Genomic DNA, 26,355 nt, shown 5'->3' with positions numbered 1-26,355 from the left:
GTCACTGCTCCTCCGCTAAAAACTGATTGACAACCCGCTGCACCTGGACCCACTCGGTTTTTTTACCGGCCAAAAAGGCGGCGCCCGCTGCGGTCAGGTGGTAGTACGTCCGGGGCCGGCCGTACGAGATCTCGCCCGGATACGCCGTGATGTAGCCGGCCTTGGTCAGTCGCGTGAAGGCCGAGTACAGGGTGGTCTCGCGAATTTCGTAGGCGCCAGCGGTGCGTTGCGTGATGCGTTGGGCAATCCGGTAGCCGTATGAATCGCCGTCTTGCAGGACGGTCAGAATAATGGCGTCGTTGTAGCCGCGGATGCCGTCGCTTGAAATCATGCGCTCACCTCACTACTTCGTCTGTCGGAGTAATCATAGCACGATTACCCCGACAGGTGAAGTAGTCCCTGAGACTGATTTTTGAGCCAGAGCGGCGGCCGGCGAATTGAGCGGGGCGGGTAGCGTAGGGGTGGTGATTGCGGCCCGAACCTGGCCGCGAGTGCCGGTCCGAGCTAGGCGCTCCCGCGTTGCCGGTTGGCGCTCGACGAAGCCGAAGCGGCACCGCCCGATCTGACTCTGCCGGCGACCAGGTGGGTGGTCGGCCTCAACCACGCGCCGGTGACAGCCGGCGGCAGGCAGCGGCACGGTTGAGCGGCGCCGAACGGCCTTGCCCGGCCCGGGCGGCAAGCGTAGACTGTGAGCAACGAGGAGATGACACCATGTTTATGTATCCAATCGATGACGAGCTAGCGCTGGCCCTGCCGCGGCCGGCGGTTGACGCGCCGGCGCTGTTTGCGCTGATTGCCGCCGACCGCGCTGCAATCGGGCGGTTTTTGCCCTGGGCGCTTGAGACCAAGGACGCGGCCGGGGAGCAGGCCTTCTTGACCATGACGCTGGCGCATTTTGGCACCGGGCAGTCGGTCAACTTGGTGATTTACTACCGAGGGCAGCCAGCCGGGACCATCAGCTTCAACGGCTTCGATGACGCCGGCGCCAGCACCGATCTCGGCTACTGGCTGGGGGCCGCCTTTCGCGGCAAGGGCATCATGCACCGGGCGGTGGCCGCGATGTGCGACCTGGCCTTCACCGAGTACGGGCGCAACCGCGTGGTGATTCGCGCGGCGGTGGACAACCCGGCCAGCAACGCCGTGGCGGCCAAGGCGGGCTTTCACCTGGACGGCACCCTGCGGCAGGGCGAGCGGCTTGCGGATGGCTTCCACGACGTCCACGAGTGGTCGCTGCTTCAAAGCGAGTGGGCCAAGGCGGCCGAGCCCGCGCAGGGGTGACCGCGTGAAACCCGGCGCGGCGGCCCGAAAGTTCTTCCTATATATTGCCCACCGGCGCTTTTTCTGATACGATGGGGCCAATATGCGTACCCAATCAAGGAGGAAAAATCACCTTTGCTTACTGTGAATAACGTGTCGATGACCTTCACCGACCGCACGCTGTACTCGGATGTCAACCTGAAGTTCACGCCGGGCAACTGCTACGGCATCATCGGAGCGAACGGCGCCGGCAAGTCCACGTTCCTGAAGATTCTGGAAGGAAAGCTCGCGCCGACCACCGGTTCCGTCTCGCTTGATCCGCACGAGCGGATGAGCAGCCTTAAGCAGGATCACTTCGCCTACGACGATCAGACCGTCCTGAACACCGTGCTGCAGGGCTACGCTCGCCTGTATGAGGTGATGACGGAAAAAGACGCGCTTTACGCAGATCCGGACTTCGACGAGGCCAAGGGGATGCGGGCCGCCGAGCTTGAAGGTGAGTTCGCCGAGATGGACGGCTGGAATGCCGAATCCGACGCCAGCCAGCTGCTGCAGTCCTTGGGCATCGGCGAAGGCCAGCACCAAACCCTGATGGGCGAGCTGTCCGAAGGCGAGAAGGTCAAGGTGCTCCTGGCCCAGGCGCTGTTCGGCAAGCCCGACGTGCTGCTGCTCGACGAGCCGACCAACGGGCTTGACCCGCAGACCATCGACTGGCTCGAGGACTTCCTGGCCGACTACGAGAACACCGTGCTGGTGGTCTCACACGACCGTCACTTCCTGAACGCCGTCTGCACCATGATGTGCGACGTCGACTTCGGCAAGATTCAGCTGTTTGTCGGCAACTACGACTTTTGGATGGAGTCTTCCAAGCTCGCCCAGCAGCTGCGCGCCAACGCCAACGCGAAGAAGGAAGAGCAGATTAAGCAGCTGCAGGAATTCGTCGCGCGGTTTTCGGCCAACGCGTCCAAGTCCAAGCAAGCGACCTCTCGCAAGAAGCAGCTGGAGAAAATCACGCTGGACGACATCAAGCCAAGCTCGCGCAAGTACCCGTTCATCAAGTTCGTGCCGGAGCGCGAAATCGGCAACGACCTGCTGCGCGTCGAGAACGTCTCCTTAACCGTCGAGGGCGAAAAGGTGCTGGACAACGTGTCCTTCATCCTGCGCCCGGGCGACAAGACCGCGTTCATCTCGCGGTCGGATGTCACCACCAGCTACCTGATGCAGATCGTCGCCGGCGCGATTGAACCGGACACGGGGACCGTCACCTGGGGCGTCACCACGTCTCGGGCCTACATGCCCAAGGACCTGAACCCCGAGTTTTCAGACGAACGGTTCGACATCCTGGAGTGGCTGCGCCAGTTCGCCAGCAAGGAGGAGTCCGACAACACCTTCCTGCGCGGCTTTTTGGGCCAGATGCTGTTTCGGGGCGACGAACCGCTGAAGAAGGTCACCGTGCTGTCCGGGGGCGAGAAAGTGCGGTCCTTCCTGGCCAAAATGATGCTGAGCAAGGCCAACGTCCTGCTGCTGGACGACCCGACCAACCACCTGGACCTTGAGTCGATCACCAGCCTGAACGACGCCTTGATCGACTTCCCCGGGGCCGTGGTCTTCACCAGCCACGACCACCAGTTCATCCAGACCATCGCCAACCACGTGATCGAAGTCGGGCCCAAGGGCGTGGTCGACCGCGCCGACACCACCTACGACGAGTTCATGCAACACGAGGTTGCCCAAGCCCAAGTCGCCAAGATCTACTGATCCCACGCTGCCCGGACATTATGTGTCCCGGGCGAATGGTAGAATAGGCCAGTACTTGCCTCAGCGCAAGTGCTGTGCCGGCCGCGATTCGGGGGAGTAGCGCCCGGCACAGGTCATCACCAGCCACACCACGAAAGGCACTGCCACAACGGGCAGGGCCTTTTTTCGGCTGCTGGGAACACGAAAAACCCCACCGCAAAACGGTGGGGTCGCCGAAGCCACCGGGCAGCGTACCGCTCGGTGGCCTTGGCCTGATGCTTGCTGGTTGCAATCCTTCGGTGGTCGCGCGTCGGTACGAGGCCGAGTCGCGGCTGCTTGGTACAAGCCACCGGTCAATGCCCCGCCGCAGCTACCTCGCAGTGCGAGTAGGCGGGACAATAAGCAATCGGTGGGTGGTGGTCCACACCCTGGTGGTCGGTCCCAATCGGAGGGGACCGTTGCGCGAAAACGTCGGCGTTGTTGCCTGGTTCGGCATGGCATGAGTGGGGTACTGGGAATGCTTATGTCCCGGACCGTTCCCCATAGACGGTGGCCGTGCTGCGGCTGTGATCAAAGCCGCCACCCCGTCCTAAGATAATCATCTGAAACCAGTGTAAGCCCTGTTATTTTAGTCGTCAACTATTAAGCTCACGCCTTTGAGCTCGGCGCGAACGGCCGGCTCAGGCCAGCGTCAGCAGGTCGGCCGGCGCCTTCAGGTAATGGGCAACCGGTGCTTCAACCGCGGGCGTGGTCCAGGTACACAAGGCGAAGGGAACGCCGGCCGCCTGGGCCGCCTGGGCGTCGGTTTCGGTGTCGCCGATGTACACTGCGTCTTGGGGCGTCGCGTTCAGGCGGCTCATCGCCAGCTCGATCGGGTCGCCGAAGGGCTTGCTGCGCGGCGCGTCGTGGGCCCGCACCACGGTTTGAAAGAAGCGCGAGAAGCCGAAGCGCTGGGCGTCTACGTCGTACTGCGCGGTGTTTTTAGAGGTGACCAGGCCCATGGCGACGTTGCGGTGGGTCAGCTCGGCCAAGGCGGCCTCGAGCCCGGGAAACCAGGCGACGGTGTCGGCGAAGGCCTGCGAGTCTTGGGTCCACTGGGCGACCATTGCCGTTGCGGCTTCGCCGGTGAACCCCAGCCGCTCGGCGGTGGCGCTGGACGGAATGCCGTTGGAAAAGCGCAGGTCGGTGATGCTGTAAGTGCGGTTGTAGCGACGCATGGTCTGCTGCAGGCCGCGCAGGTACATCGCGACCGAGTCGATCAGGGTGCCATCGATGTCAAAAATCAGAGTAGTCATGCTCAATTCCTTTCGCGAATCGGATACCCTCAGTGTAGCAGAAGCGGGAGTTGACAGGAACCTGAACGTGTGTTTGGATAGGTGCAGGAACGGATTCCGCAACACGCGGTCGGGCAGGGGCAGGCTGACGCCAGGCCGCTGCGCGGACTCGGGCCAAACCAGAATCACGCCACTGGTTCGGCGCGGCGTCCAACGCAATCACGCACACAATCACGCACAATGGAGGCATTAGGATGCGCATTTTACACACGGCCGACTGGCACATCGGCAAGAAGCTTGCGGGCTTTGACCTGCAGGCCGACCAGGACTTTGTGTTCGAGCAGCTGGTCGCCTGCGCCAAGCGCGAGCAGGTCGACGCCATCGCAATCGCCGGTGACCTTTACGACCGGGCGCTGGCCAACGAGGACGCGGTCGCGCAGGTCAACCGGATGCTGTACCGGCTGAACCGCGAGCTGCACTACCCGGTGCTGGCCATCGCCGGCAACCATGACTCGGCGGTGCGGCTGGGTACCGGGCGGCAGTGGTTCGACGCCACCGGGCTGCACCTGAACACCGAGCTGGCCGAGGCCTTCACCCCGGTGACCATGGGCGACGTGCAGTTTTTCCTGCTGCCGTACTTCGAGCCGGTCGCGGCCCGGCAATACTTTGAAGACGACAGCCTGATCACCATCAACCAGGCGATGCACCGGGTCAGCGCAGCGCTTCAGGCGGCCTTTGACCCGACCAAAAAGCACGTGCTGTTCGCCCACTTTTTTGCGGCTAACAGCACCCGCTCGGATTCGGAGACCCAAGTCGCGGTCGGGGGGCTGGACGCCGTCGACGTGGCGGATCTTGCCGCCTTCGACTACGTGGGGCTCGGCCACCTGCACAACCGCAACGCGCTGTCTGCGCCGCGGGTTCAGTACGCCGGCTCGCTTTTGAAGTTTTCGACCTCCGAAGTCGCGCAGGAAAAAGGCGTCTACATCTTGGACACCGACACGATGACGCGGCGTTTCGTCGCGCTGAAGCCGCTGCACGAGTTTCAGCACCTGACGGCGAGCTTCGCCGACTTAACCGCGCCAAGTGCCGGTGACGCCTACGACCGCGACGCCTACACGGCCGTCACGCTGACGGACATGGCGGTGATTCCCAACGTGATGACGGCGCTTCGGCAGGTGTTTCCGCGGGTGACCGGGCTCGATCGGCAGCAGGCCGTGGCGCTTGACCGGGCGACGGCGGCGGATCCAAGCCTCGGACCGCTGCCCTTGCTCGGCGATTTTTACCAGCAGGTGACCGGCGACTTGCTCGACGACGCGCAATTGGCGGTCGCCAAGGCGGCGCTTGACGCGGCCAAACAGGAGGGTAACTGATGCAGCTTGAGCAGCTTCACATCCAAAACTTCGGTCCGTACCGCGACGAGCGGGTCGACTTCACCCATTTCGCCCAGACCCCTGTGTTCTTGATCAGCGGCAAAACCGGCAGCGGCAAGACCACGATTTTCGATGCGCTGGTTTACGCCTTGTACGGCACCACGGCCGGCGACGACCGCAGCGGCGCGGAGATGCGGTCGGCCTTTGCCGCCACCGACGCGGTCACCCGCGTCACGCTGAGCTTCAGCCACGGCGGCCGGCACTATCAGATCTGGCGCGAACCCGAGCAGGTGATGGCCAAAAAACGGGGCAGCGGCACCACCACCAGCAAGGGGAACCAGAGCCTGACCGAGTACGACGGCACAAGCGAGCGCAACCAGTGGACCAAGCTGCGCGACATTCGGCCGCGTCTGGCGGCCATGTTGCACCTGGATGCCGATCAGTTCCGCCAGATGGTGCTGCTGCCGCAGGGCAAGTTCCGCCAGTTCCTAGACGCCAAAAGCGACGACAAGGAGGCCCTGCTGCGTCGCCTGTTTGGCACCGGCTTGTACGACCGCTGGCAACAGGCCCTGCGCCAGGCCGCCAAAACCACCGGCGCCGCGGTGGCCAAGGAAGCCGATCGCCTGGACACCCTGGCCTCGCGCTTCGCCTACCCGGAGGCGGCGCCGGATGCGGCCGCCCCGATGGCCGACAAGCTGGCGGCGATGACGGCCGGCGTGGCGACGCTGGCCGCCGCCAACGACCAGGCCCAGGCGGCGCTTGAGGCGGCCCAGCAGGCGGCTGGCGCCAGCACCGAGGCCCTGAGTCTCGGCCAGCGCCTCGCCGCGGCCTTTGCGACCAAGGCGGCGGCGACCGCGGCCCTGGCCGAACTGCAGGCGGCGGCGCCAGAACGCGCCGCCGCAAGCTCGCGGCTGGCGCTGCTGCAATGGGCCCAGGCCCAGCTGCCGCAGCAGGCGCAGCTGAACAGGACGGCGCAGGCGCAAGCCTCGCAGCAGGCGGCGCTTGCCAAAGATCAGGCCAAGCGGCCGGCCGCCGCGGCGGCGCTGGCTTCGGCGACGGCGCGACTGGCAACGCTGACTCAGGCCGCCCCTGAGGACGCCGACCGGGTTGAGCGGGTTCAGACGCTGAAGCGGCTGCAGCCGCTTTTGGAACAGGCGGAGGCGGCGACCGCCCAGGCCGCAACCGCCCAGCGTAAGCTGACCGCGGCCCGGCAGGAAGCGGCGGCCGCGACTGAGCGCCTGGTGCAAAGCCAGGACACGGCGGCCGCGACCCAGACCGCGCTTGCGGCGGTGGCCGACCACCAACCGGCGCTTGCGGCCGCGCAGACGACTTGGGCCGGCCTGCAGCCACAGCTTGCGCGGTGGCAGGAGCAGGCGACGGAGCTTTCGGCGCTGCAAAAGCAGCTGACCGCGCAGCAGGCGGCGCAAAGGGCCGCCGTCGCGGCGGCCCAGACTGCGGCCGCGGCCTACGTGACGCTGCGCGATGCGCGATTGACCCAGCAGATTGCGGTACTTGCGGCCCAGCTGAGCCCTGGGCAACCCTGCCCGGTTTGCGGCAGTCTGGAACACCCGCAGCCGGCGGTCACCGACACGGCCCCGGTCAGCGACGCGGCGCTGGCCGAGGCCGAGTCTAAGCGCCTGGCCACCAGCCAGGCGCTAGCTGCCTTGAACACAACCGTGGCAGCGCAGGTGACCAGAGTCCAGACACTGGCGCTGGCGCAAGCCCAACAGGCCGCAGCGCTGACCGGCATTGCGGCCAGCACCGCACCGGACGCGGCTGAAGCGGCGGTCCGGCGGTTGAAAACCGATACCCAGCGCGACGTGACCGCCCTTGAGGCGGCGGTGGCGAGCGAGGCGGCCGAACGCACCCGCCTGACCCAGACCCTTGCGGCCCAAACGGCGGCAACGAATTCGGCCGCGGCGGCCGTGGCCGCCGGGCAGTCGGCGGTGGCCAACGCCGAAACGACCGCCGCCCGGGCCCAAGGCGTGGCCGAAACGGCCGCCGCCCAGCTACCGGAGGCGGCGCCGACCCCAGCGGCGTTGCGAGAGCAGATTGCCGACTTACAGGCCAAGCACCAGCAACACCTCGCGGCGACCACGGCCGCCACGACCACCCGCCAGCAGGCGCAAGACGCCTTGACGGGGCTGGACGCGGCGATTGCCGCCCAAAAAACGCAGTTGGCCCGCCAGCAGGCCGACCTCGAGCAAGCGCGGCAGGCCTTTGACGCGGCGTTGACCGCCAAGCTCGGTGCCGACGCCGCGACTCAGTTTGCGGCCCTGGCCGCTGCGAGTGGGGAGGCGGCGACACTTGAGGCACAGCTGAGCGAAGCCGCCCAGGCCCAGGCCGCCCAAAAGGCGCTGCTCGCGCAGGCGCAACAACAGATTGGCGACCGCGACGCACCCGACCTCGCGGCGCTGACCAGCCGGCGCGATGAAGCCGCGGCGGTTTTGGCCCAGGCCCAGGCGCATCAGGCGCAGACGGCGCAGGTGCTGACGCAAAACCGCACGTTGCGCGACGAAATCGCCAAGGCCTACGCCAAAAATCGCCGGGCGCTGGACGACGCTGCCGTGGTGGCCAACCTCGCCGCGGTGGTCAACGGCAACAATCCGCAGAAGCTCGGGCTGGAACGGTACGTGCTGCGTGCCTACCTCGACCGGGTGTTGCAGGTTGCCAACGGCCGCCTGACGCAACTGACCGCCGGGCGGTACCAGTTCGCCTTGCACACCGATCCGGGCAGCTACCGCAACGACTCGGGGCTTGAAATCGACATTTACGACGATCAAATTGGCCAGCTCCGCTCGGTTCACACGCTGTCGGGCGGTGAGAGCTTCATCGCCGCCTTGAGCCTGGCGCTGGCCTTGGGCGAGGTGATCGGGCAGGTCGCCGGGGGCGTGGCCATTGATGCGCTGTTCATCGACGAGGGCTTCGGGTCGCTGGACGCCGCCAGCCTCAGCACGGCGATGCAGGCGCTTGAAAGCCTAGAGGGCCAGTCGCGCATGATTGGCATCATCAGCCACGTCGAGACGTTGCGCGAAGGCATTCCGGATCAGCTGCAGGTCATCCCAACCGGCAGCGGTGAGAGCCACATTCGGGAGCGGCACGGCGCCTGATTCGACCGAATTAGCAATTAAATGTGCCAACTGCCAAAAAAAGTGGTATAACAGAACTGTCGAGAGCGCGATCTTACACTCAACTCTAATTCAAGGAATAAGAGGCGAGAATGATGGCAGGAAAACTCAGTAAGCAAGAACGCAAGGCGCTGATTCAGGAAGTTGAGAAGAAGCGTGCTGAGCACCCAGTTAAGAAGACCGAGTCAGGGTTTGCCACAATCGACAAGGATGCCGAGAAGCTGGAAAGTGAAAACTAACCTGACTGTCTGTTGCGACCACCGCTAAGGGTGGCCGTTTTTTTTTGCGTCAAAGCGACCGCTGCGCCGTGGCGTTGGCGAATCGCAGGGCCTGGCGACGCCCTGCGGCGAGCGGCCGTTCGCCATTGACGGTCTGGGCCAGGCAGATTCTTTTACATCCGGTGGGGTAACCCGGTACAGTTAGGGTATACCGCAGCCGCAACCAGAAGGAGGGCCTATGAGTAATTTGTCCACGCAGATCGAACGCGACCTGAGCATTTTGAACGCCGTTGCGCTGGCCGAGCAGACCCGCGCCGTGTACCACATCCAGGCGGCCCGGGGCCATGTTCGCGCCATGCGCGATTGCGCCTTGAAACGCGCGATGACCAGCCGCCTGGCCGCTGTCGGTCAAGACTGAGCCAACCGTCGGGGAGCCCCGGCGGTTTTTTGTTGCCGGCGTGACGAACTGCGCGAACCCAACGGCTTGCGGGATGCGGGTGGTAAAGGGCGGCACCTTTTCGTATAATGAGGCTCTGGAGGTGGCACAACATTGAATTGGTCACAAGCTAAGATTAACGACTTTCGCCAGACGCTTCTGGCCTGGTACGACCGCGAGGGGCGCGACCTGCCGTGGCGGCGGGACCACGAGCCGTACCACGTGCTGCTGTCTGAGACCATGCTGCAGCAGACGCAGGTGCAGACCGTGATTCCCTACTACCTGAACTTCATCGCGCAGTTCCCGACGGTCGCGGCGCTGGCCCAGGCCCCGGAGGCCGCGGTGCTGAAGACCTGGGAGGGGCTGGGGTATTACTCAAGGGCCCGCAACCTGCAAAAAGCGGCGCAGCAAGTGGCCAGCGACCGCAATGGCAGGTGGCCGACCACCGCCGCCGAGCTGCGGCAGCTTCAGGGCGTTGGGCCCTACACCGCCGGCGCGGTGGCCAGCATCGCGTTTGGCGAGGTGACCCCGGCGGTCGACGGCAACGCCTTTCGCGTGTTCGCCCGGCTGTTTTGCATTCCCGACGACATCACCAAGCCCAAGACGCGACAGGTGTTCGAGACGTTGATTCAGCAGGTGATCGACCCCAAGCGCCCCGGCGACTTCAACCAGGCGATCATGGACCTCGGCGCGAGCTACATGACCGCCAAGGACTCGGATCCGGCGCATTCGCCGGTGGCCCGATTCGACGAGAGCCTGAAAACCAACCGGGTGGCGGATTTTCCGGTTCGCACCCCCAAGGCCCGGCCGCGGCCAATCGAATACTACGCCCTAGCGGTTCGCAGCCCGGCCGGCTGGCTGATGCAGCAGCGGCCGGCCAAGGGGATGCTGGCGCGGCTGTGGCTGTTTCCGCTGGTTGAGGTCGCGGCGCTACCGGAGGCGACCCCGGAGGCGGCCGCTGCGTGGTTTGCCGCCGCCACCGGCCACGAGGTGCGGCTCACGCCGGCGCCTTGCCCGGTGGTGACCCACACCTTCACGCACCAGAAGTGGCAGATGACGCTGCTTGCGGCCGACACCGCGGCGTTTGATCCGGCCGGTGCGGCCTGGGTCGCGGATTTTGACGGCAAGGCGCTGCCGACGGTGCAAAAAAAGCTGCTGAGTGCGTTGAGCAAAGCGGGGCGGCTGGCATGAAGACGCTGATCATTGTCGGCCACCCCGCCGTGGCCGAATCCACCACCCAGCAGTTTCTCAAGGCCGCGGCCGCACCGGTTTCAGGCGCCAGCTGGCACGAGCTGCCGGCCGCCACGCCGGTTGCCCAGCTCGCCGCCTGCCAGCGACTGGTGCTGCAGTTTCCCCTGTACTGGTACCAGGCCCCGGCGCTTGTCGGCACCTGGCTGACGCAGACGCTGGCCCAACCCGGGGCCACCGCGGCGCTTGCGGGCAAAACGCTGGGCCTGGTGGTCGCCTGTGGCCAACCCGAGGCCGCCTTTCAAGCCGGCGGCCGCGTCGGCGTGACGCTCGACGCGCTGCTTGCGCCGTACGTCGCCTTGGCCAACAAGCTCGGCATGCACCTGCTGCCCAAGCTGGTCGTCGCTCAGTTCGCTTACCAAAGCGAGGCCGCGCATCAGGCGCTGTTGGTTCGCTACCAGCAGTATCTGAGCCTTCAAGACCCCACCAGCTTCGCCCAGGTGGCGGCGTGGTGGCAGACCCAGTTGCGTCGGCGAGCCGGCCAGCAGGCGACCGAGCCGGCGCTTGCGGCGCGGTTGCGCTTGGTGGCCGATACGCTGGCGACGCGCCAGGACGCCTTGGCTAACCTGCAAGACGCGCTGGCCGATCTGGAAGGAGGGACAACCCTTGGATGAAGCCGAAACCGAGTGGCTGATTGGGCAGGCCCAAGCACTTCAACACCAGGCGGTGAGCTACCCCGACCAAGCCTTTTACGCCGAGCTGGCCGCCTTTGCCGAGGCTCAGTCAAGGCGACTTGAGCAGGCCCAAGGCGAGCTCGACGGCCGGCTTTGGGACCATCGGGGGTGGTGAGTTCAGCCCAGCGGCGGATGCGCCGCCCTTGCCGCGATGGTAAGCTAAAGGCATTGAATTAATGGAAGGTGACACTATGCAAAATGTAATCACAAACCTGCGCCGCACCACCGCGCTTCGCGCCGTCGTGTTCATCGCGCTGGGGGTGTGGCTGGTGCTTGCGCCGGCCGCGGCCTTTGCCGTCGTGAAGTACCTGATCACGCTTGGTCTGCTGGCGATGGCCGGTGCGGCCGCCATCGGCGCTTTGCGCCGGCGCAGTCGCGGTGAGGCCACCGGACTGGCCTGGGGCCGCGCGGCGGGTTACGCCATCGCTGCTTTGCTGGTGCTGGTGCTTTTGCAAACGGCCGTCAGCCTCTTGCCAGCGCTGGTCGGGCTGATGCTGGTCCTGTACGGGGTGCAGCGTATCGCCGGGGCCAAGCAGCGCCAGCAGTACGTCAACAGCGCGACGTGGCCGTGTACCGTCTACGGCATCATCGTCGTGGCGGCCGGGGTGTTCCTGCTGTTCAACCCGTTCCACACCATCTTGCTGATGCTGCGGGTGCTGGGCATCACCCTGATCGTGATGGCGGTGGCCGAGTGCGTCACGGCCTGGCGGGCCAAGTGAATCAAGACATCAAAACGGCAGTTCCCAAAACCTCGCGGGGACTGCCGTTTTTAGTTTTGCTTGAAGTCTGATCGGTCGGGCCCAAGCGTCACGGCTAAGCTAACCGTCCCGCTAAAAGCGCGGCGTTACGCCCTGGGTCGTCGGGCTTCACGCCGCAACGCGGGAGCGTTTAGCTGCGCCGCGTCACTCGGGCCAGGGTCGGGCCCAAGCACCACGGCTAGGCTAAGCGTCCCGCTAAAAGCGCGGCGTTACGCCCTGGGTCGTCGGGCTTCATGCCGCAACGCGGGAGCGTTTAGCTACGCCGCGTCACTCGGGCCAGGATCGGGCCCAAGCGCCACGGCTAAGCTAAGCGTCCCGCTAAAAGCGCGGCACTACGCCCTGGGATGGACCAGCGGATTCGCCCAGTGGTTGATTGGGCCGAACTGGTGGCCGACGGCGATCTCGTTTTGGATGGCGGTGTCGACGAAGCGCTTGGCGATGCGGATCGCGTCCTCAACGCTGTTGCCCTTGCCAAGCTCCGCGGTGATGACCGCAGACAGCGAGTCGCCGGTGCCGTTCTTGCGGTCGGTGGCGAAGTAGGGGCCGGTCAGCCAAAAGGCGCGGCCGCTTTCAAGCATCACGTAATCGCGAACCTCGGTCTGCTGGTCGCTGTCGTGGCGCCCTTTGAGCACCACGTTCTTGGCCCCCATCGCGCGGATGGCCTGGGCGGCTTCGACAATCTGCTCCGGGGTGTCCAGCGTCATGCCGGTCAGGTGTTCCGCCTCGTAGAAATTCGGGGTAATCACCGTCGCCAGCGGGATCAGCTCCTTTTTGAGCGTCTCGAAGGCGTCGCTTTCCATCAGCAGGTTGCCGTGCTTGGTCGAAATCACCGGATCGAGCACCAGCGGTCCGAAGTCGTACTTGGTCAGGTTCCGCGCGACGTCTGAGATCATCGCGGCGTTGGCCAGCATGCCGGTTTTGCAGGCGCGAATCTTGAGATCGGCGGCCAAGGCGTCGAATTGGTGATCGATGAAGGTGTTGGTCATCAGGGCGGCATCGTGAATGCCGTAGGAGTTACCGGCGACCGCGGCGGTCAGAATCAAGGTGCCGTAAGTGCCGCGCATGAAGAAGCTGTGCAGATCCGCCTGGGCGCCGGCCGAGCCGTCGCTGTCAACCCCCGCGATAGTCAGAACTTGTGGAAATTCATTGGCCATGTTGTATCCCCCTTTGTGTTGCGACCATCGTAACGTTTTTTCACGCAAAAAACAATCATTTACAGAAAAGCTCGGTTGAATCTTCGTCACACCAGGGTGAATCAGCGGCAGGGGTGTCGCGAACGTATGGAAACTCACCGCACCGCCAATTCAAAAACGCCGCCACCTCGCAAGGAGGCAGCGGCGTGACCGCGCTCAGTTGAACGCGCGGCGCGACGGCAGAATTGCCTTGAGCCACTCGCCGATGAACGGGTAGGTGTGATTGAGCTCGATCAGCTGGCGCGTCGGCTCCGGGTACTGCAGGGTCAAGGCGTCGGAGTCCGGATCGACCTGGATGCTCAGCTGCGCGTGGTTCGGCAGATCCAGGCTGTAGTCGCCCGGCTGCCCCTGCCGCATCAAAATCGCGTTGGCACTGGCGATGACGAACAGCTCATCCAAGGCAGGGGAGTTCTCGCCGGTGCGAACCTGCGCCACCAGCTTGAGGTTTTGCCCCTCGAGCTCCTCCGGTAGGTCGGCCCCGGTCCAGGCGAAGGCCTGGGCGTCTTGGTTGGCCGCGCCGGCGTCGGCCCAGTCGTGCTTGTGATCGTCCAGCACGCTGAAGGCGGTGACCGACGCGTTGGTCAACGGCACCGTCAGCGTGGCGGTGTGGTTAGCGACCGTCTTGGTCACGTTGAGGGTTCGCACGTTGGTGTAGCGGGTCTTGAAGCTCAGGCCGGCGACCGGCTGCAGCACGGTTTCGTCGATGGTGGTGAAGGCAAAATCGGCGGTGTACAGGCACTTGATCAAGGCGATCAGCGCGGTGACCTCGGCGTCCGTGTAATCGAGCGTCGGGTCTTCGGCCGTGACCTGCAAAAGCGTCGGCAGGTTCTTGGCCTTGAGCTTGGCGTCTTGGGTGAAGGGCCCGTCGATGGCGAGCAGCTCCTGGTTGCTGTCGGGACCCGCGAGGTACAGCGTAATCGTGCTGTGATCCGCATCACCGACCGTCGCGTCGAACCACAGCCGGGCGGCGAAGGTCTTGTCGAGGTGTGAATCGGCCCGCAGCGCGGCGAGCAGCTTCTCGGCCAACAGCGTGGTGTAGCTGCGGGTCACCGCCTCCATCGCCGGCAGGTTGGCCTGCCACAGCGAATCGTTGCGCATGGCGTGAATCCGCGCCTTGTAGGCCTTGGTCACGGCCTGCCGCGCCGCCTTGGCGTCCATCGTGGTGGTGACGAGTTTTTGAAGCGATTGGTCTTCCAAGTTAAGCATCCGGCTGCTCCTCCTTCAGTTCCAGTGCCCGCATGAAGTCTGCCTGCAGGTTGGTCAAAATGTTCTCGAACTGCTCGACCGAGCTGTAGGTGGCCATGACCGCCTGGTACTCGTAGCGGGTGATGGCCGCGGCGACCTGCAGCTCGCGCTTGTGGGCGTCGAAGGCTTGGTCGGCCTCGGCCTTGGCCGCGTCAAAGCGCAGGCGCAGCTTATCCGCGCTGCCGGCGGCCGGGCTGCGGCGCTGTGGGGTACTGGTTGGGGTCTGCTCGTCTGGGTCGATGAAGTTCTTCAGCAATCCGCGGAACCCGCTGCCGGCACTGCGGGTCGGCTCGGTGACGCTTTCGGCCGTGGCGGCCTCGAGCTGGTTGTGCAGCGTGTCGACCTCTTGGTAGGTGGCGCGGCGCATGTCCTCGAGCTGGTGGTCCAAGAAGTGGTCGGGGTCCTCGGCGAAGGCGTGAAGCTGCGGCAAAATGGCCTGCTCTTCGGCCGTCGCTTGGGTGATGGTCCGGGCAATCACGTCGATGTGGCCGAATTGGCGGCGGTGGTACCAGTCGCCGAAGAAGACGGCACCGTCATCGGCGACGACGAAAAACGGCACGTGCTGGCGCAAAAAGGCGATCAGGTCGCGCTGCAAAAAATCGTGCAGCTCGTCTTGGGCGGCTTTGTCGTAGGCCAGAATGTAGCCGGGGGTTTCGGACAGTGCCAGGCGTAGGTTGTCGGCGGTGGCGTCGATGCCCTTGTACAGGCGGTACGTCGACTTGGCGTCCCACGCCTCTGCGAACGCGCCGAAAAATTTTTGCTGGTAGTTCAGGCTTGATTGAATTGTCATGGATTGACCTCTCAGTAGTGGTTAATGATAATACCTTCAGTTTACCCCAACGCCGCGCTTTGCGACACCGTGAACGCGGCGGAAAAACTGAAAATTTACCTAACTCTAATAAGCATTCGGTGAAAACCGGCCGCTGCTCGATGAGAAAGTGCCCATTTTTCCGCACATTGGCTGAGTCGTCCGCTAGAATGGAAAAAGACTTTGTTTCGGGAGGACGCAATGGGACGCAAAACACTCACACTCAAATGGCTGTTCCTGGGCTCTTTGATTACCAACACTGGGATCAGCTTCATCTGGCCTTTGACCACCATCTACATGCACGAGTACCTCGGCGAGACCTTGACGGTGTCCGGCATCGTCTTGTTCTTCAACTCCGTGGCGATGATGCTGGGCAATTACGTCGGCGGTCGGCTCTTCGACGGCTGGAAGCCGTACCACACGATTCTTTCGGGCATTGCGCTGGATGTCATCGCGTCCGGTTGCCTAATCGTCTGGCACGGCTGGCCGGCCTACCCGCTGTTTCTGATCGTCATGGGCTTTGGCAACGGGGTGGTCGGCACGGCGGTCAACTCCTACGCGACTTTGGCCACCAGCCACCGGGCCAGCTACGTCTTCAACGTGCTGTACTTCATGTCCAACCTGGGGCTGGTGATTGGGACCCTGATTGTCGGCTACGTGCTGCCGCTGGGCATTCAGTACATTTTCGCGTTGGCCTTTGCGCTGTTTAGCCTGTTTTTCGTCGTCGCCTTGCTGCACTTCAACGTGGAGCGGCCGCACCACGCCGGCAGGGCCGCGGCGGCGGGGGCCCGTCGCGCGACGCCGTACCAGCTGCCGATCGTGCTGCTTTTGGTCACGCTGTTTTTGACCTGGGTCGCCTACGAGCAGTGGCAAAGCAACATCTCGACCTTCATGCTCAGCCTGGGGATGACCGTGCGGGATTACAGCTTCCTGTGGACCTTCAACGCCGTGTTGATTGTCCTGGGGCAGCCCATCCTGACGCATTTTGACGACTGGCTGACCCACCACCTGCGGCTGCGCCTGGGCGTCGGCTTTACGCTGTTTGGCACCGCCTTTTTAATTCTGATTGCGGCGCGTCAGTACTGGGTCTTCATGCTGGCGATGGGGGTCTTGACCCTCGGCGAGATCTTGGCGCTGCCGAGCGTCTCAACGTACGTGGACATGCACACCGAGCTCGCCGAGAAGGGGCGCTTCCAGGGTTACGTGCAGATGTTCGCGTCGGCCGGCCGGGCGGTGGGGCCGCTGGTCGGGGCCCTCTTGATTGAGTCCTTGTCCTACCACATCTTGTTTGCCATGCTGGCCGTCATCTTGTTCGTCGCCATTGCGATTTTCAGCTGGCGAGCCAAACTTGTGAAATAAATAACTGATGAACTTCATAATATTTCGGTTCAAAATTCACAGTTTCTTCACAATTAGGCGTTATGATGTACCCATCAAGATGAGTTGCCCGCTCGCTTGATACCCATATCAACTTTTTCATTTTTACTCCTCCAAAGTAGAAATCGCCATGGCAATGCCCGTTGCCAGGCAACCCCTTACTCCTCAGGCCGCTATGCCCGTAGCGGTCTTTTTGTTTGCCCTTTTTCGGTCCAGTCGGTTCGAATTAGTTCACGCGTGAAACCTTATGTCAGACGCGACACAAAAAAACACCGCGAACGCGTCGCGGCGTCACTTGGGACAAGGAATGGAGACTAACGGGTTCGAACCGTCGACCTCTTGCATGCCATGCAAGCGCTCTCCCAGCTGAGCTAAGCCCCCAAAAGTTGTTGCCTATATGGTGGTGCAAATGGATCCGAAGAGATTCGAACTCTCGACCTCTGCCATGCGAAGGCAGCGCTCTCCCAGCTGAGCTACGGACCCAAAACACAAATATAATCTTACCATATTCCCGTAGGCTGTAAAGCCTTTTTTTCCGCGTCCGGGGACACGAAAGGCCAGCCCGGGAACGTGGCCGGGCTGGCCTCATTGCGTCGTGCCTTATTTCTTCAGGTAGGTCTGGTAAACCCAGTACAGGCCAAAGACGATCGCGGCGAACAGCACGAGCTTGATCAGCAGGCTGATCAGGCCGGTGATGAAAGGCAGCAGGATGGCGGCGATGACGATGATCGCAATGATGATTCCGAGTTGTTTGAGCTGTTGTGTATTCATATTGAACCTCCTTGCAGGGTGGTGGCCCTTTTAACCTCATTGTAGCAGGATGGCGGCGGTCAGCCAATCCGCCGTTGGGCTGAGAAACACCCGTGAGCCGGGCGCTTGCGCGTGAAACACCGATTTGATTGGACCCACCAGATATAGAAAAAAACAAGTCACAGACAAAAAGATACGCAATATCTTGGGGGTGTGCTAGACTGTACTTACGGCCAAAAGTGACTTGGCCGTTTGTATTTGCATAGGGGGGAGACAACATGATCGACATCAAGGTTCACATCAACGTCAAGAAGCGTGACGGGCGCAAGGTTGCGTTCGACCAGGCCAAAATCACACGGGCAATCGAGAAGGCGGCCAAGGCCGTCGACGGTGAGCTGTCACCGACCGACTACGCGCAGATCGAGGCGATTGCCGACGACGCCGTGGCGACGATTACCGAGCGCTTCGACAAGGACGTCCGCATTCCGGAGGTCCAAAGCATCGTCGAGGAGGCGCTGCTCAACGCCCACCAGTACGACTGGGGCAAGGCCTACACCGACTACCGGGTGCAGCGTGACATCGAACGCGCCAAGAAGGCGGATGTGAACTACAACGTCGAGAAGCTGTTGAACCGCGACTCCACCGTTGTTCACGAGAACGCGAACAAGGACTCGCGGGTGTTTTCCACCCAGCGCGACCTGACCGCCGGCGCCGTGGCCAAGGCCATCGGGCTCAAAATGCTCCCGCCGGCCGTGGCCAACGCGAACCTGCGCGGCGACATTCACTGGCACGATCTGGACTACACCCCTTACATGGCCGAGACCAACTGTTGCTTGATCGACTTCAAGGAGATGCTGACGCACGGTTTTTGCATCGGCAACGCCGAGGTTGAGCCGGCCCACTCCATTCAGGTCGCGGTCACCCAGATGACCCAGATCATCGCTAACGTCGCCAGCTCCCAGTACGGTGGCTGCTCCAGCGACCGGACCGATGAAGTGCTGGCGCCGTTCGCCCAGAAAAACTACGAGAAACACCTGGAAGAGGCCAAGGAGCTGACCCAAGACGCTGACACCGCCGACGCCTACGCCAAGCGCCGCACCCGCAAGGACATTTACGATGCGCTGCAGACGCTGGAGTACCAGGTCAACACGCTGTACTCCACGCAGGGGCAAACCCCGTTCGTGACCGTCGGCTTCGGCCTTGGCACCAGCTGGATTGAACGCGAGATTCAGCAAGACATTCTGAAGATTCGCATCAAGGGCCTGGGCAAGGAACGGCGCACCGCGATTTTCCCGAAGCTCGTCTTCACGCTGCGCCGCGGCCTGAACCTAGCGCCGACCGACCCGAACTACGACATCAAGCAGCTGGCCATCGAGTGTGCAACCAAGCGGATGTACCCGGATGTTTTGTCGTACGACAAAATCATTGACCTCACCGGCAGCTTCAAGGCGCCGATGGGCTGCCGCAGCTTCCTGCAGGGCTGGAAGGATCCGGAAACCGGCAAGGAGGTCAACGCCGGCCGCATGAACCTCGGCGTGATCACGCTGAACCTGCCGCGCATCGCCATGGAATCCAAGGGCGACAAGAAGAAGTTCTGGGACATTCTGGAGCAGCGCCTGGCCATCTGCAAGCAGGGGCTGGTCTACAAGGTGGAACGCACCAAGGAGGCGACGCCGGAATCTGCGCCGATCCTCTACAAGTACGGTGCGTTCGGCAAGCGCCTGGCCGACGATCAGAAGGTCGACGAGCTGTTCAAGAACGGCCGCGCCACCGTCAGCCTGGGCTACATCGGCCTGTACGAGGTCGGCACCGTGTTTTACGGTCACGCCTGGGAGACCAACCCGGAGGCCAAACAGTTCAGCCTGGACGTCGTGAAGGACCTGTATGACCACTGTGTCGCCTGGGAAAAGGAGTACGGTTACCACTTCTCCGTCTACTCCACGCCTTCCGAGTCTTTGACCGACACCTTCGCCCGGCTGGACAAGAAGCGCTTCGGCGTCGTCAAGGACATCACCGATAAGGACTACTACACCAACTCCTTCCACTACGACGTGCGCAAGGCGCCGACGCCGTTCGAGAAGCTGGACTTTGAAAAGGATTACCCGCAGTACTGCTCCGGCGGCTTCATCCACTACTGTGAGTACCCGAACCTCAAGCAAAACCCGAAGGCCCTCGAGGCCGTCTGGGACTACGCCTACGACCGCATCGGTTACCTCGGCACCAACACGCCGATCGACCAGTGCTTCGCCTGCGGCTTCAAGGGCGAGTTCAAGGCCACGGAGAAGGGCTATGAATGCCCCGAATGCGGCAACCACGACCCGGCGCAGTGCGACGTGGTCAAGCGGCTGTGCGGCTACCTCGGCAACCCGAACAAGCGGCCGATGGTTCACGGCCGCCAAGAAGAGATCATTCACCGCAAGAAGCACCTGGTGCTGGGCAATGACGACCTAGCAGGGCAGGCTTAGGCAGCCAAAATAAATACGACCCGAGACGGGTCGTATTTATTTTGGCCCGGTGCTAGACTGATGGGGCAACGCGGGAGGAGAGGCAACATGGCAATTCTGAAGTGGTTTTTGGCGGTTTTAGGGCTAGCCGCCTACTGGTTCTTTTTGATGGTGCTGACCGGAAGCTACAACCTGGGGCCTTGGGCGCCGTCCCTGATCTGGGTGGTGACCGTCGGCGCCTGGGCGCTGGAGTGGTGGCAGACCAGGCGGTGGCGCAGCGCGATCAACTACCTGTGGCAGCTGGCCGCGCGGCTTGGCCTCGACGATGCGGCCCTGGCGCAGGTGCTGGGCTGCGGGCGGCTAGACGTCGTCGCCGCCAAAAGTGACAAGCGGGTCGCCGCGCTTTCGCCGCGGCGGGTCCGCCGGGCAATCGCGACGCTCGAGTCTCGACTCGGGGGCAAGCCGCTGTGAGCGGTCCAACGCAAAGAGAACCGGCTCCGCATTTTGCGGGGCCGGTTTTCTCTTTTTGGTGTCGGGCGTTATTTTTCCGCCTGGAAGGTGCCGGCCGCCAGGAACTTGGCGATGCGGTCGTTCGGGTGGTTGAAGAACTGGTCGGGATCGCCGTCGTAGGCAATTTCACCGTCCTCCACGAAGACGATTTTGTCGGCGACACCCTGGGCGAAGGCCATGTTGTGGGTGACGATGATGAGCGAATTCTTGGCCGCCGCGAGCTGCTGAATCACCTTGAGCACCTCGACTTCAAGCTCTGGATCAAGCGCCGAGGTCGGCTCGTCGAACAACATGTACTGCGGCTGCATCGCAATCATTCGGGCAATCGCCACGCGCTGCTGCTGGCCACCAGACAGCTGGGCGGGGAAGGCCTGGGCTTTGTCGGCCAGGCCGACCTGGGTCAGCAGCCGCTCGGCGGTCGCCGTGGCTGCCGCCTTGGCCTGCCCCAGCACATGCACCGGGGCCTCGATGATGTTGGCCAAAACGCTGAGGTGGGGGAACAGGTTGTAGCTTTGGAACACGATGCCGAGCTTGCGCCGGGCGGCCAAGACGTCCTGGCGGGTCACCGGCTTGCTCAGATCTAGGTCTTGGTCGCCGAAGCGGTACCGTCCGGAATCCGCGGTTTCCAGAAAATCCAGGTGCCGCAGCAGCGTGGTCTTGCCCGAGCCGCTGGGGCCGACGATGACGGTGGTCTGATGCTCCGGGAAGGTGACGCTGACGTTTTTCAGGCCGTGGCCCTGGCCGAAGTCCTTGTTGAGATTCTCAATGGTAAGCATGGCACCCTCCTAGAATTGCTGACCGACCTGGACGTAGCGGCTGGTGCGACGCTCAAGCCAGGTCTGAAGCCCCGACAGCAGCGTGGTCAGCGCCAGGTACAGCACCGCGACCAGCGAGTAGGAGACCAACGGATTGTAGTACAGCGCGGCGAACTGCTGGCTGACCTGAAACATCTCGATGATGGTGATGCCCGAGGCCAGGCTGGTGTCTTTGATCAAGCTGATGAAGCTGTTGGACAGCGGCGGCAGCGCGATGCGCGTCGCCTGCGGCAGGATGATGCGGCGCAGCATCAAAGGCTTACTCATGCCCAGCGCGTAGGCCGCCTCCCACTGAGCCTGGGGAATCGAGGCGATGGCCGCGCGGATGGTCTCCGACGCGTAGGCCCCAGTGTTCAACGAAAAGGTCAGGATGCCGGCGGTCCAGGCGTTGAGCTCGATCAAGGCGTGGCCGTTGACCTTCAGGTAGGGCAGGCCGAAGAAGACGATGAACAGCTGAACCAGAAGCGGGGTGCCGCGGAAGATCCAGACGTAAAACCAGGCCAGCCCCTTCAGCAGGCGCATGCCCCAGTTCTTGGCGGTCGAGATTCGCACCAAGGCGACCAAGACGGCCAGAATCAGGCCGAGGGCAAAGGACACCAGGGTGATTGGAATCGTGTATTTGAGCATCGCCGCCAGAAGAGACGGCAGCGACTTGATGACAATGTGCCAAGCAGACATGAGGCACCTCCAATGTTTAGTGTACCCAATTCACGCGCAACCGCAGGCTCGGTCACGCGCGGCGGTGAGGCGGCCGTCGCAGTGTCGCCGGCAGGTCCGGCGTATGTAGCCGGCCGAAGCCGGTGTTAATTATTCTGTGATGTCGCCGCCGAAGTACTTGGTGGCGAGCTTCTTCAACGTGCCATTGGCCCGCAGCGTCTCGATGGCCTTGGTGACCTTCTTTTGAAGCGGCTTTTCGTCCTTGCGCAGGAGGCCGCGTGCCGGCACCGGCGTGATGGCGTCACCGACGGACATCAGCTTGATGTCGGCGTTGGGCTTTTGCTTCAGGTAGGCGGCGAAGGACGCGGCGTCGTTGACGGTGCCGTCGACTCTGCCCTGCTCGATCAGCGTGACGGACTGGGCGAAACCGTCGACCGGCACGATGACGCCGCCGAGCTTCTTGACGTTGGCCGCGTTGTTGGACGTGACGCTTTGTGCCATTTTCTTGCCTTTGATGTCTTGAATCGACTTGATGGTCTTGTTGTCCTTCTTGACGGCTAGCTGCGACTTACCGGAGGTGTAGGCGCTGGTGAAAATGTACTTTTGCGCCCGCTCCGGGGTCTTGGCCACGTTGTTCAAAATCAGGTCGTACTTGTTGACGTCGAGCCCCGCGATCAGCGAGTCCCACTTGGTTTCGACGAACTTGGGCTTGAGCTTGAGCTGCTTTGCAATCTGCTGGCCGAGCTCGACCTCAAAGCCCTTGAGCTTACCATCTTCGTGGTAGCTGTACGGCTGATAGGTGCCTTCTAGGCCGATGGTCAGGGTGTTTGCCGTGACCAGTTTGAGGTCGGATTTGCTGGTGCTGGTCTTGCTGCTGCAGGCGGCCAAGCCCACGGCAAGCGCAGCGGTGAGTAATGTGAGTGCGAATTTCTTCATGTCAATCGTCTCCCTTGCGTGAAAAAGCGTCCATTAAATTATACCCGACTTACTTTTTGTTCGCGAGCTTTTTAACGCGATTCTCATTGGAAGTTATTTGCCCTTTTCATCACCACCGACAACCTTTAGAATTATAGTTATACCGAATGCTTCAAAAAATCGGAGGTTATAACTTGGAAATTGATAACAACCACCTGATGACGCGTTACTACGACCTGCAGGCTAAGAACGGCAAAGTCTTCAAGGCCGTCGAAGCTTACGTCAACGCGCAGGTCGAGGCGACCTACGAGCAGCTGAAGACGCACTTTGTCGACACCATCACCATCGACCTGGAGCAGGCGATGGCCATCGCTAAGGCCGCGGGTTTTGACATCGACCCGGCCGAGGCCGAGATCGCCGTGAAGAACTTCATCCTCAAGGACCTGGATTCCATCGGTCTGTGGATCCTGCCGGCCGCCCAGTGCGACCCGAACACGATTGTCGCGCATCTGAACTTCTTCAACCGCTCGCGGTACTACTAGGCAGTTGGTCTAGCGAACATGGTCGCCGGCGCGGCCGACTGCCGCAACCAAGTGCAGATTGACGCGAGAAGGCGCCTACCGTTGAGGGGGCGCCTTTTTGTTGCGGCTCGGGTTAAATAAAAAATTCACAAAGCGCTTTCAATTGGTACCGTTTTCGGTAATAATGGAGCCAGATTGTTCCAGCGAACATTTTGGAGGAAACCAACCATGGAACTTGACCCAAAAATTGCCGAGGAAATCGTCACCAGCCTCAAGAGCATCATCAATTACGAAATCAACCTGTTTGACACGCACGGGGAGATTGTGGCCTCCACCGACAAGCAACGCATCGGCACCAGCCACCAGGCGGCGCTGATTGCGGCGCGGGAGAACCGCAGCGTCAACGTCGATGCGACCCACCCGTTCCCGGGCTCCAAAACCGGGACCAACATGCCGATCGTCTTTGATGACCTCGTGGTGGCCGTGATCGGCATCACCGGTGACCTGCAGGCGGTGCTGCCGTTCGGGAACGTCATTCGGCGCATGACCGAGGTGCTACTGCGGGAGAATTGGGAGCAGACCTACCGCTTCAACCGCCAGAAGAACTACCAGGAGTTCTTCGAGCTGTTCTTGTCGCGCCACCCGGATCTCTCCTACGTTCACTACCTGGCGGCGGTTTTGAACGTCGACCTGGGCCTTCAGCGTCGGGCGGTGGTCGGCCGCTTCGACCTCAGCGGCCCAAGCGCGGTGCGGCCCGATGAGCTGGATCACGTGCTGACGATGCGCCTGGCGGTCACCCCCAACACCGTCTACGCGCTGACCAATCAGGAGCTGCGGCTGCTGGTAGCCGACAGCGAATGCCCGGACTTGGCGCTGCTTTTGCATCAGATTGGCACTGACCTCGCCGGCTGCGGTCGACCGATCCAAAGCTTTGGCATCGGCGATTCCGCGGTCGAGGGCGGCCTGTCCGACAGCGTCCAGCAGGCGATGCTGGCGGCCAAGTGGGGCCAGTTCGAACGGGTACCGGTTCAGCACTTTTGCGACCTCGATACGGCCTTGGTCTACACCGCGATTTCGGACGAGGAGGCGCAGCAGGTGGTCAACAAGGTGCTGGGCAAGCTGACGCCGGCGGAGCTGGTCAAGTACCAGCAGGTGTTTGATGAGTACACCGCGATGAACGGACGCCTGGCCTCAGCCTCGGCCGATCTGTTCATGCACAAAAATACCTTTCAAAACCGACTCAATCAGCTGGCGGCAAAGACTGGGTACAATCCGCGGGACCTCCGCGACTACACGGCGTTGAGCATGGCCTTCAAACTACGTGACTACCTTGCGTTTCTGACCCACAAGGCCTGATGGTCGCCAGACCACCTAAGGCCCGTTTTTCACGGTCGCACATGTTCTGGAAACCCTTTTCTAGGTCTTGTGAAATTACGTACAATGAATGGCGAAACTAACGGAACACAAGCGGAGGCAATCATGGGACCAAAAGTCACTGAAATGCAGGTTTATCCAATCGCGGGGTTCGACAGCATGCTGCTGTCCCTTTCCGGGGCGCATGCGCCTTACTTCACGCGCAACATCGTCGTGCTCAAGGATTCGCTGGGCCACGTTGGCATCGGCGAGATCCACGGCGGGGAGTACACCTGTCACCAGCTGGAAAGCTACATTCCCGGGGTGGTCGGGCAGGAGGTCACGCATTACCGCGATATCTTGCGGCAGCTGCGCCAAGGCAATCGCCAGGCGGCCGACGACAACGGCGAGGGCATTCAGTCGCTGGACATCGATCAGCTTAAGTACGTGGTGCAATCCGAAACTGCGGTGGAATGCGCCTTGCTTGACCTGCTGGGCCAGTACCTCGACCTGCCGCTGGCCGCGCTTTTGGGCGACGGTCAACAGCGCGATCGCGTCGAGTTTCTGGGCTACATGTTCTACGTCCAAGACGCGGCCCGGACCGGTCTGCCCTACGTGACCGGTGACCCGACCGGCGACGATTGGGAGCGGGTGCGGCGGCTGCCGGCGATGACGCCGGAGGCCGTGGTGGAAAAGGCCAAGGCTGCTTACGCCCGGTACGGCTTCAAAAACTTCAAGCTCAAGGGTGGGGTGCTGGCGCCGGAGGTTGAGATGGCGACGGTCCAAGCGCTGCACGAGGCCTTCCCCAAGGCCCACATCAACCTCGACCCCAACGGCTCCTGGCCGCTGGCGACAGCGATTCGCCTGACCAACCAGTACCGCGACGCGATCACCTACATGGAGGATCCCTGCGGAGCCGAGCGCGGGTTCTCCGGCCGCGAGACCATGGCGGCCTTCCGCCAGGCCACGGGGTGCCCGGTAGCCACCAACATGATCGCGACCAACTGGCCGCAGTTCCATCACGCGGTGGTGCAACACGCCGTCGACATCGTGTTGGCTGATCCGCACTTCTGGGGCCTCGCCGGCTCGATTCGCATGGCCCAGGTGCTCAACGACTGGGGTCTGACCTGGGGATCGCACTCCAACAACCACTTCGATATCACCTTGATGACCTACGCGCAGGTCGCGGCCGCCGCTCCGGGTCACATCACCCCGGTGGACACCCACTTCATCTGGCAGGACGGCCAGCAGCTGTGCAACGACATGCCAAGCATTCAAAACGGTGAAATTGTGCTACCGAACCGCCCGGGCCTTGGCATCACGCTGAATATGGCCAAGCTGCAGGCGGCCCACGCGCGGTACTTGGCGTTGCCGGTTAACATCCGCGACCGCCACGACGAGGTCGCGATGCAGCCAATCATTCCGGGCTGGCGGTTCGATCCCAAGCGGCCGGTGATGTGCCACTAACTGAACTCTGATAGAAAGACGCCTGGCCGCTGACCGGGCGTTTTTGCTTGCCTCACGTGATTAGGCCTGGCGAACACGAAATCGCCGAAAATTCTTGGCGAACTTGGTCTGCGTAACATGGGCAATGTGAATGTTCTCACGTATACTCTTTTCTTGTAAGCGGTTGACAGGCGTTCGAACCATGAACGTAGCGGCCGCCG

25 protein-coding genes and 2 tRNA genes are annotated in these 26,355 nt (G+C 62.5%); 16 read left to right on the top strand and 11 right to left on the bottom strand.

Features of this window, described 5'->3' with window-relative positions; all coding sequences use genetic code 11:
• Nucleotide 1 precedes the first annotated feature (1 nt).
• On the bottom strand, nt 2-331 hold the full coding sequence (locus tag NUH19_RS10595; RefSeq protein WP_262316527.1) for a PadR family transcriptional regulator: 330 nt from the start codon (nt 329-331) through the stop codon (nt 2-4).
• 380 nt (nt 332-711) lie between these two features.
• Between NUH19_RS10595 and NUH19_RS10590 the strand changes: the two genes are divergently transcribed.
• Complete coding sequence (locus NUH19_RS10590; RefSeq protein WP_262316526.1) at nt 712-1,278, top strand: GNAT family N-acetyltransferase; 567 nt, start codon at nt 712-714, stop codon at nt 1,276-1,278.
• A gap of 114 nt (nt 1,279-1,392) precedes the next feature.
• Nucleotides 1,393-3,015, top strand: coding sequence for an ABC-F family ATP-binding cassette domain-containing protein (locus NUH19_RS10585; RefSeq protein WP_262316525.1), 1,623 nt, complete (start codon nt 1,393-1,395; stop codon nt 3,013-3,015).
• A gap of 659 nt (nt 3,016-3,674) precedes the next feature.
• Here NUH19_RS10585 and NUH19_RS10580 read toward each other — a convergent pair.
• Nucleotides 3,675-4,289, bottom strand: a complete 615-nt coding sequence (locus tag NUH19_RS10580) for an HAD family hydrolase (protein ID WP_262316524.1) — start codon at nt 4,287-4,289, stop codon at nt 3,675-3,677.
• 233 nt (nt 4,290-4,522) lie between these two features.
• Between NUH19_RS10580 and NUH19_RS10575 the strand changes: the two genes are divergently transcribed.
• From NUH19_RS10575 to NUH19_RS10540, 8 genes are all read left to right on the top strand, one after another.
• Nucleotides 4,523-5,638 (top strand): exonuclease SbcCD subunit D, encoded by a 1,116-nt coding sequence (locus NUH19_RS10575; protein ID WP_262316523.1) that lies wholly within the window; start codon nt 4,523-4,525, stop codon nt 5,636-5,638.
• The gene (locus tag NUH19_RS10570; protein WP_262316522.1) at nt 5,638-8,748 is read left to right on the top strand and encodes an AAA family ATPase; all 3,111 of its coding nucleotides are present in this window, start codon (nt 5,638-5,640) and stop codon (nt 8,746-8,748) included. The genes NUH19_RS10575 and NUH19_RS10570 overlap by 1 nt, the downstream gene beginning before the upstream one ends.
• Before the next feature lie 110 nt (nt 8,749-8,858).
• Nucleotides 8,859-9,005, top strand: coding sequence for a hypothetical protein (locus NUH19_RS10565; protein ID WP_262316563.1), 147 nt, complete (start codon nt 8,859-8,861; stop codon nt 9,003-9,005).
• Nucleotides 9,006-9,222: 217 nt separating this feature from the next.
• Nucleotides 9,223-9,402, top strand: a complete 180-nt coding sequence (locus tag NUH19_RS10560) for a hypothetical protein (protein WP_262316521.1) — start codon at nt 9,223-9,225, stop codon at nt 9,400-9,402.
• Between the two features lie 132 nt (nt 9,403-9,534).
• On the top strand, nt 9,535-10,611 hold the full coding sequence (gene mutY / locus NUH19_RS10555; protein ID WP_262316520.1) for an A/G-specific adenine glycosylase: 1,077 nt from the start codon (nt 9,535-9,537) through the stop codon (nt 10,609-10,611).
• Nucleotides 10,608-11,282 (top strand): NAD(P)H-dependent oxidoreductase, encoded by a 675-nt coding sequence (locus NUH19_RS10550; RefSeq protein ID WP_262316519.1) that lies wholly within the window; start codon nt 10,608-10,610, stop codon nt 11,280-11,282. Before mutY ends, NUH19_RS10550 begins: the two co-directional genes overlap by 4 nt.
• Nucleotides 11,275-11,457: a hypothetical protein gene (locus NUH19_RS10545; RefSeq protein WP_262316518.1), complete on the top strand. Its 183-nt coding sequence runs from the start codon at nt 11,275-11,277 to the stop codon at nt 11,455-11,457. Before NUH19_RS10550 ends, NUH19_RS10545 begins: the two co-directional genes overlap by 8 nt.
• 76 nt (nt 11,458-11,533) lie before the next feature.
• The gene (locus NUH19_RS10540; protein ID WP_262316517.1) at nt 11,534-12,061 is read left to right on the top strand and encodes a DUF308 domain-containing protein; all 528 of its coding nucleotides are present in this window, start codon (nt 11,534-11,536) and stop codon (nt 12,059-12,061) included.
• 371 nt (nt 12,062-12,432) lie between these two features.
• Here NUH19_RS10540 and thiD read toward each other — a convergent pair whose 3' ends face one another.
• The 3 genes from thiD to NUH19_RS10525 all read right to left on the bottom strand — a co-directional run bounded on the left by thiD (nt 12,433) and on the right by NUH19_RS10525 (nt 15,328).
• The gene (gene thiD, locus NUH19_RS10535; protein ID WP_262316516.1) at nt 12,433-13,254 is read right to left on the bottom strand and encodes a bifunctional hydroxymethylpyrimidine kinase/phosphomethylpyrimidine kinase; all 822 of its coding nucleotides are present in this window, start codon (nt 13,252-13,254) and stop codon (nt 12,433-12,435) included.
• 195 nt (nt 13,255-13,449) lie between these two features.
• Nucleotides 13,450-14,499: a hypothetical protein gene (locus NUH19_RS10530; RefSeq protein ID WP_262316515.1), complete on the bottom strand. Its 1,050-nt coding sequence runs from the start codon at nt 14,497-14,499 to the stop codon at nt 13,450-13,452.
• Nucleotides 14,492-15,328, bottom strand: coding sequence for an SbcC family exonuclease (locus tag NUH19_RS10525; RefSeq protein ID WP_262316514.1), 837 nt, complete (start codon nt 15,326-15,328; stop codon nt 14,492-14,494). The genes NUH19_RS10530 and NUH19_RS10525 overlap by 8 nt, the downstream gene beginning before the upstream one ends.
• A gap of 219 nt (nt 15,329-15,547) precedes the next feature.
• Between NUH19_RS10525 and NUH19_RS10520 the strand changes: the two genes are divergently transcribed.
• On the top strand, nt 15,548-16,705 hold the full coding sequence (locus NUH19_RS10520) for an MFS transporter (protein ID WP_262316513.1): 1,158 nt from the start codon (nt 15,548-15,550) through the stop codon (nt 16,703-16,705).
• Nucleotides 16,706-17,031: 326 nt separating this feature from the next.
• Here the strand turns inward: NUH19_RS10520 and NUH19_RS10515 are convergent.
• The 3 genes from NUH19_RS10515 to NUH19_RS10505 form a co-directional block, all read right to left on the bottom strand.
• Nucleotides 17,032-17,104, bottom strand: a tRNA-Ala gene (locus tag NUH19_RS10515).
• Between the two features lie 29 nt (nt 17,105-17,133).
• Nucleotides 17,134-17,206, bottom strand: a tRNA-Ala gene (locus NUH19_RS10510).
• A gap of 117 nt (nt 17,207-17,323) precedes the next feature.
• Nucleotides 17,324-17,494 carry a hypothetical protein gene (locus NUH19_RS10505; RefSeq protein WP_262316512.1) on the bottom strand — a complete coding sequence of 57 codons (171 nt, stop codon included), beginning with the start codon at nt 17,492-17,494 and terminating at the stop codon, nt 17,324-17,326.
• A 257-nt stretch (nt 17,495-17,751) separates the two neighbouring features.
• On the opposite strand from NUH19_RS10505, the gene nrdD reads away from it, so the two are divergent.
• Both nrdD and NUH19_RS10495 read left to right on the top strand, forming a co-directional pair.
• Nucleotides 17,752-19,938 carry an anaerobic ribonucleoside-triphosphate reductase gene (gene nrdD / locus NUH19_RS10500; protein ID WP_262316511.1) on the top strand — a complete coding sequence of 729 codons (2,187 nt, stop codon included), beginning with the start codon at nt 17,752-17,754 and terminating at the stop codon, nt 19,936-19,938.
• 87 nt (nt 19,939-20,025) lie between these two features.
• Nucleotides 20,026-20,388 (top strand): hypothetical protein, encoded by a 363-nt coding sequence (locus NUH19_RS10495; protein WP_262316510.1) that lies wholly within the window; start codon nt 20,026-20,028, stop codon nt 20,386-20,388.
• 68 nt (nt 20,389-20,456) lie between these two features.
• Here NUH19_RS10495 and NUH19_RS10490 read toward each other — a convergent pair whose 3' ends face one another.
• From NUH19_RS10490 to NUH19_RS10480, 3 genes are all read right to left on the bottom strand, one after another.
• Complete coding sequence (locus NUH19_RS10490) at nt 20,457-21,203, bottom strand: amino acid ABC transporter ATP-binding protein (protein WP_262316509.1); 747 nt, start codon at nt 21,201-21,203, stop codon at nt 20,457-20,459.
• A 9-nt stretch (nt 21,204-21,212) separates the two neighbouring features.
• Nucleotides 21,213-21,920, bottom strand: a complete 708-nt coding sequence (locus NUH19_RS10485; protein ID WP_262316508.1) for an amino acid ABC transporter permease — start codon at nt 21,918-21,920, stop codon at nt 21,213-21,215.
• A gap of 129 nt (nt 21,921-22,049) precedes the next feature.
• On the bottom strand, nt 22,050-22,835 hold the full coding sequence (locus NUH19_RS10480) for a transporter substrate-binding domain-containing protein (RefSeq protein ID WP_262316507.1): 786 nt from the start codon (nt 22,833-22,835) through the stop codon (nt 22,050-22,052).
• Nucleotides 22,836-23,008: 173 nt separating this feature from the next.
• On the opposite strand from NUH19_RS10480, the gene NUH19_RS10475 reads away from it, so the two are divergent.
• From NUH19_RS10475 to NUH19_RS10465, 3 genes are all read left to right on the top strand, one after another.
• Nucleotides 23,009-23,356 (top strand): hypothetical protein, encoded by a 348-nt coding sequence (locus tag NUH19_RS10475; protein WP_262316506.1) that lies wholly within the window; start codon nt 23,009-23,011, stop codon nt 23,354-23,356.
• A gap of 207 nt (nt 23,357-23,563) precedes the next feature.
• Nucleotides 23,564-24,691: a CdaR family transcriptional regulator gene (locus tag NUH19_RS10470; RefSeq protein ID WP_262316505.1), complete on the top strand. Its 1,128-nt coding sequence runs from the start codon at nt 23,564-23,566 to the stop codon at nt 24,689-24,691.
• 123 nt (nt 24,692-24,814) lie between these two features.
• Nucleotides 24,815-26,155 carry an enolase C-terminal domain-like protein gene (locus NUH19_RS10465; protein WP_262316504.1) on the top strand — a complete coding sequence of 447 codons (1,341 nt, stop codon included), beginning with the start codon at nt 24,815-24,817 and terminating at the stop codon, nt 26,153-26,155.
• Nucleotides 26,156-26,355 lie beyond the last annotated feature (200 nt).

Source organism: Lacticaseibacillus parakribbianus (genome assembly GCF_025490915.1).
In the GTDB taxonomy this organism is placed as follows: Bacteria; Bacillota; Bacilli; order Lactobacillales; family Lactobacillaceae; genus Lacticaseibacillus; species Lacticaseibacillus parakribbianus.
The sequence above is the reverse complement of the archived record's forward strand: the minus strand, read 5'-3'. Positions and strand labels throughout refer to the sequence as shown.

What these genes read in the sequence shown, in the direction of transcription:
- NUH19_RS10540 (WP_262316517.1), top strand. Translation starts at nt 11,534, where the DNA reads ATGCAAAATGTAATCACAAACCTGCGCCGCACCACCGCGCTTCGCGCC.
- NUH19_RS10530 (WP_262316515.1), bottom strand. Translation starts at nt 14,499, where the DNA reads ATGCTTAACTTGGAAGACCAATCGCTTCAAAAACTCGTCACCACCACG.
- NUH19_RS10470 (WP_262316505.1), top strand. Translation starts at nt 23,564, where the DNA reads ATGGAACTTGACCCAAAAATTGCCGAGGAAATCGTCACCAGCCTCAAG.
- thiD (WP_262316516.1), bottom strand. Translation starts at nt 13,254, where the DNA reads ATGGCCAATGAATTTCCACAAGTTCTGACTATCGCGGGGGTTGACAGC.
- NUH19_RS10570 (WP_262316522.1), top strand. Translation starts at nt 5,638, where the DNA reads ATGCAGCTTGAGCAGCTTCACATCCAAAACTTCGGTCCGTACCGCGAC.
- nrdD (WP_262316511.1), top strand. Translation starts at nt 17,752, where the DNA reads ATGATCGACATCAAGGTTCACATCAACGTCAAGAAGCGTGACGGGCGC.
- NUH19_RS10525 (WP_262316514.1), bottom strand. Translation starts at nt 15,328, where the DNA reads ATGACAATTCAATCAAGCCTGAACTACCAGCAAAAATTTTTCGGCGCG.
- NUH19_RS10595 (WP_262316527.1), bottom strand. Translation starts at nt 331, where the DNA reads ATGATTTCAAGCGACGGCATCCGCGGCTACAACGACGCCATTATTCTG.
- NUH19_RS10590 (WP_262316526.1), top strand. Translation starts at nt 712, where the DNA reads ATGTTTATGTATCCAATCGATGACGAGCTAGCGCTGGCCCTGCCGCGG.
- NUH19_RS10490 (WP_262316509.1), bottom strand. Translation starts at nt 21,203, where the DNA reads ATGCTTACCATTGAGAATCTCAACAAGGACTTCGGCCAGGGCCACGGC.
- NUH19_RS10575 (WP_262316523.1), top strand. Translation starts at nt 4,523, where the DNA reads ATGCGCATTTTACACACGGCCGACTGGCACATCGGCAAGAAGCTTGCG.
- NUH19_RS10485 (WP_262316508.1), bottom strand. Translation starts at nt 21,920, where the DNA reads ATGTCTGCTTGGCACATTGTCATCAAGTCGCTGCCGTCTCTTCTGGCG.
- NUH19_RS10580 (WP_262316524.1), bottom strand. Translation starts at nt 4,289, where the DNA reads ATGACTACTCTGATTTTTGACATCGATGGCACCCTGATCGACTCGGTC.
- NUH19_RS10565 (WP_262316563.1), top strand. Translation starts at nt 8,859, where the DNA reads ATGATGGCAGGAAAACTCAGTAAGCAAGAACGCAAGGCGCTGATTCAG.
- NUH19_RS10505 (WP_262316512.1), bottom strand. Translation starts at nt 17,494, where the DNA reads ATGAATACACAACAGCTCAAACAACTCGGAATCATCATTGCGATCATC.
- NUH19_RS10560 (WP_262316521.1), top strand. Translation starts at nt 9,223, where the DNA reads ATGAGTAATTTGTCCACGCAGATCGAACGCGACCTGAGCATTTTGAAC.
- NUH19_RS10550 (WP_262316519.1), top strand. Translation starts at nt 10,608, where the DNA reads ATGAAGACGCTGATCATTGTCGGCCACCCCGCCGTGGCCGAATCCACC.
- NUH19_RS10465 (WP_262316504.1), top strand. Translation starts at nt 24,815, where the DNA reads ATGGGACCAAAAGTCACTGAAATGCAGGTTTATCCAATCGCGGGGTTC.
- NUH19_RS10520 (WP_262316513.1), top strand. Translation starts at nt 15,548, where the DNA reads ATGGGACGCAAAACACTCACACTCAAATGGCTGTTCCTGGGCTCTTTG.
- NUH19_RS10495 (WP_262316510.1), top strand. Translation starts at nt 20,026, where the DNA reads ATGGCAATTCTGAAGTGGTTTTTGGCGGTTTTAGGGCTAGCCGCCTAC.
- NUH19_RS10480 (WP_262316507.1), bottom strand. Translation starts at nt 22,835, where the DNA reads ATGAAGAAATTCGCACTCACATTACTCACCGCTGCGCTTGCCGTGGGC.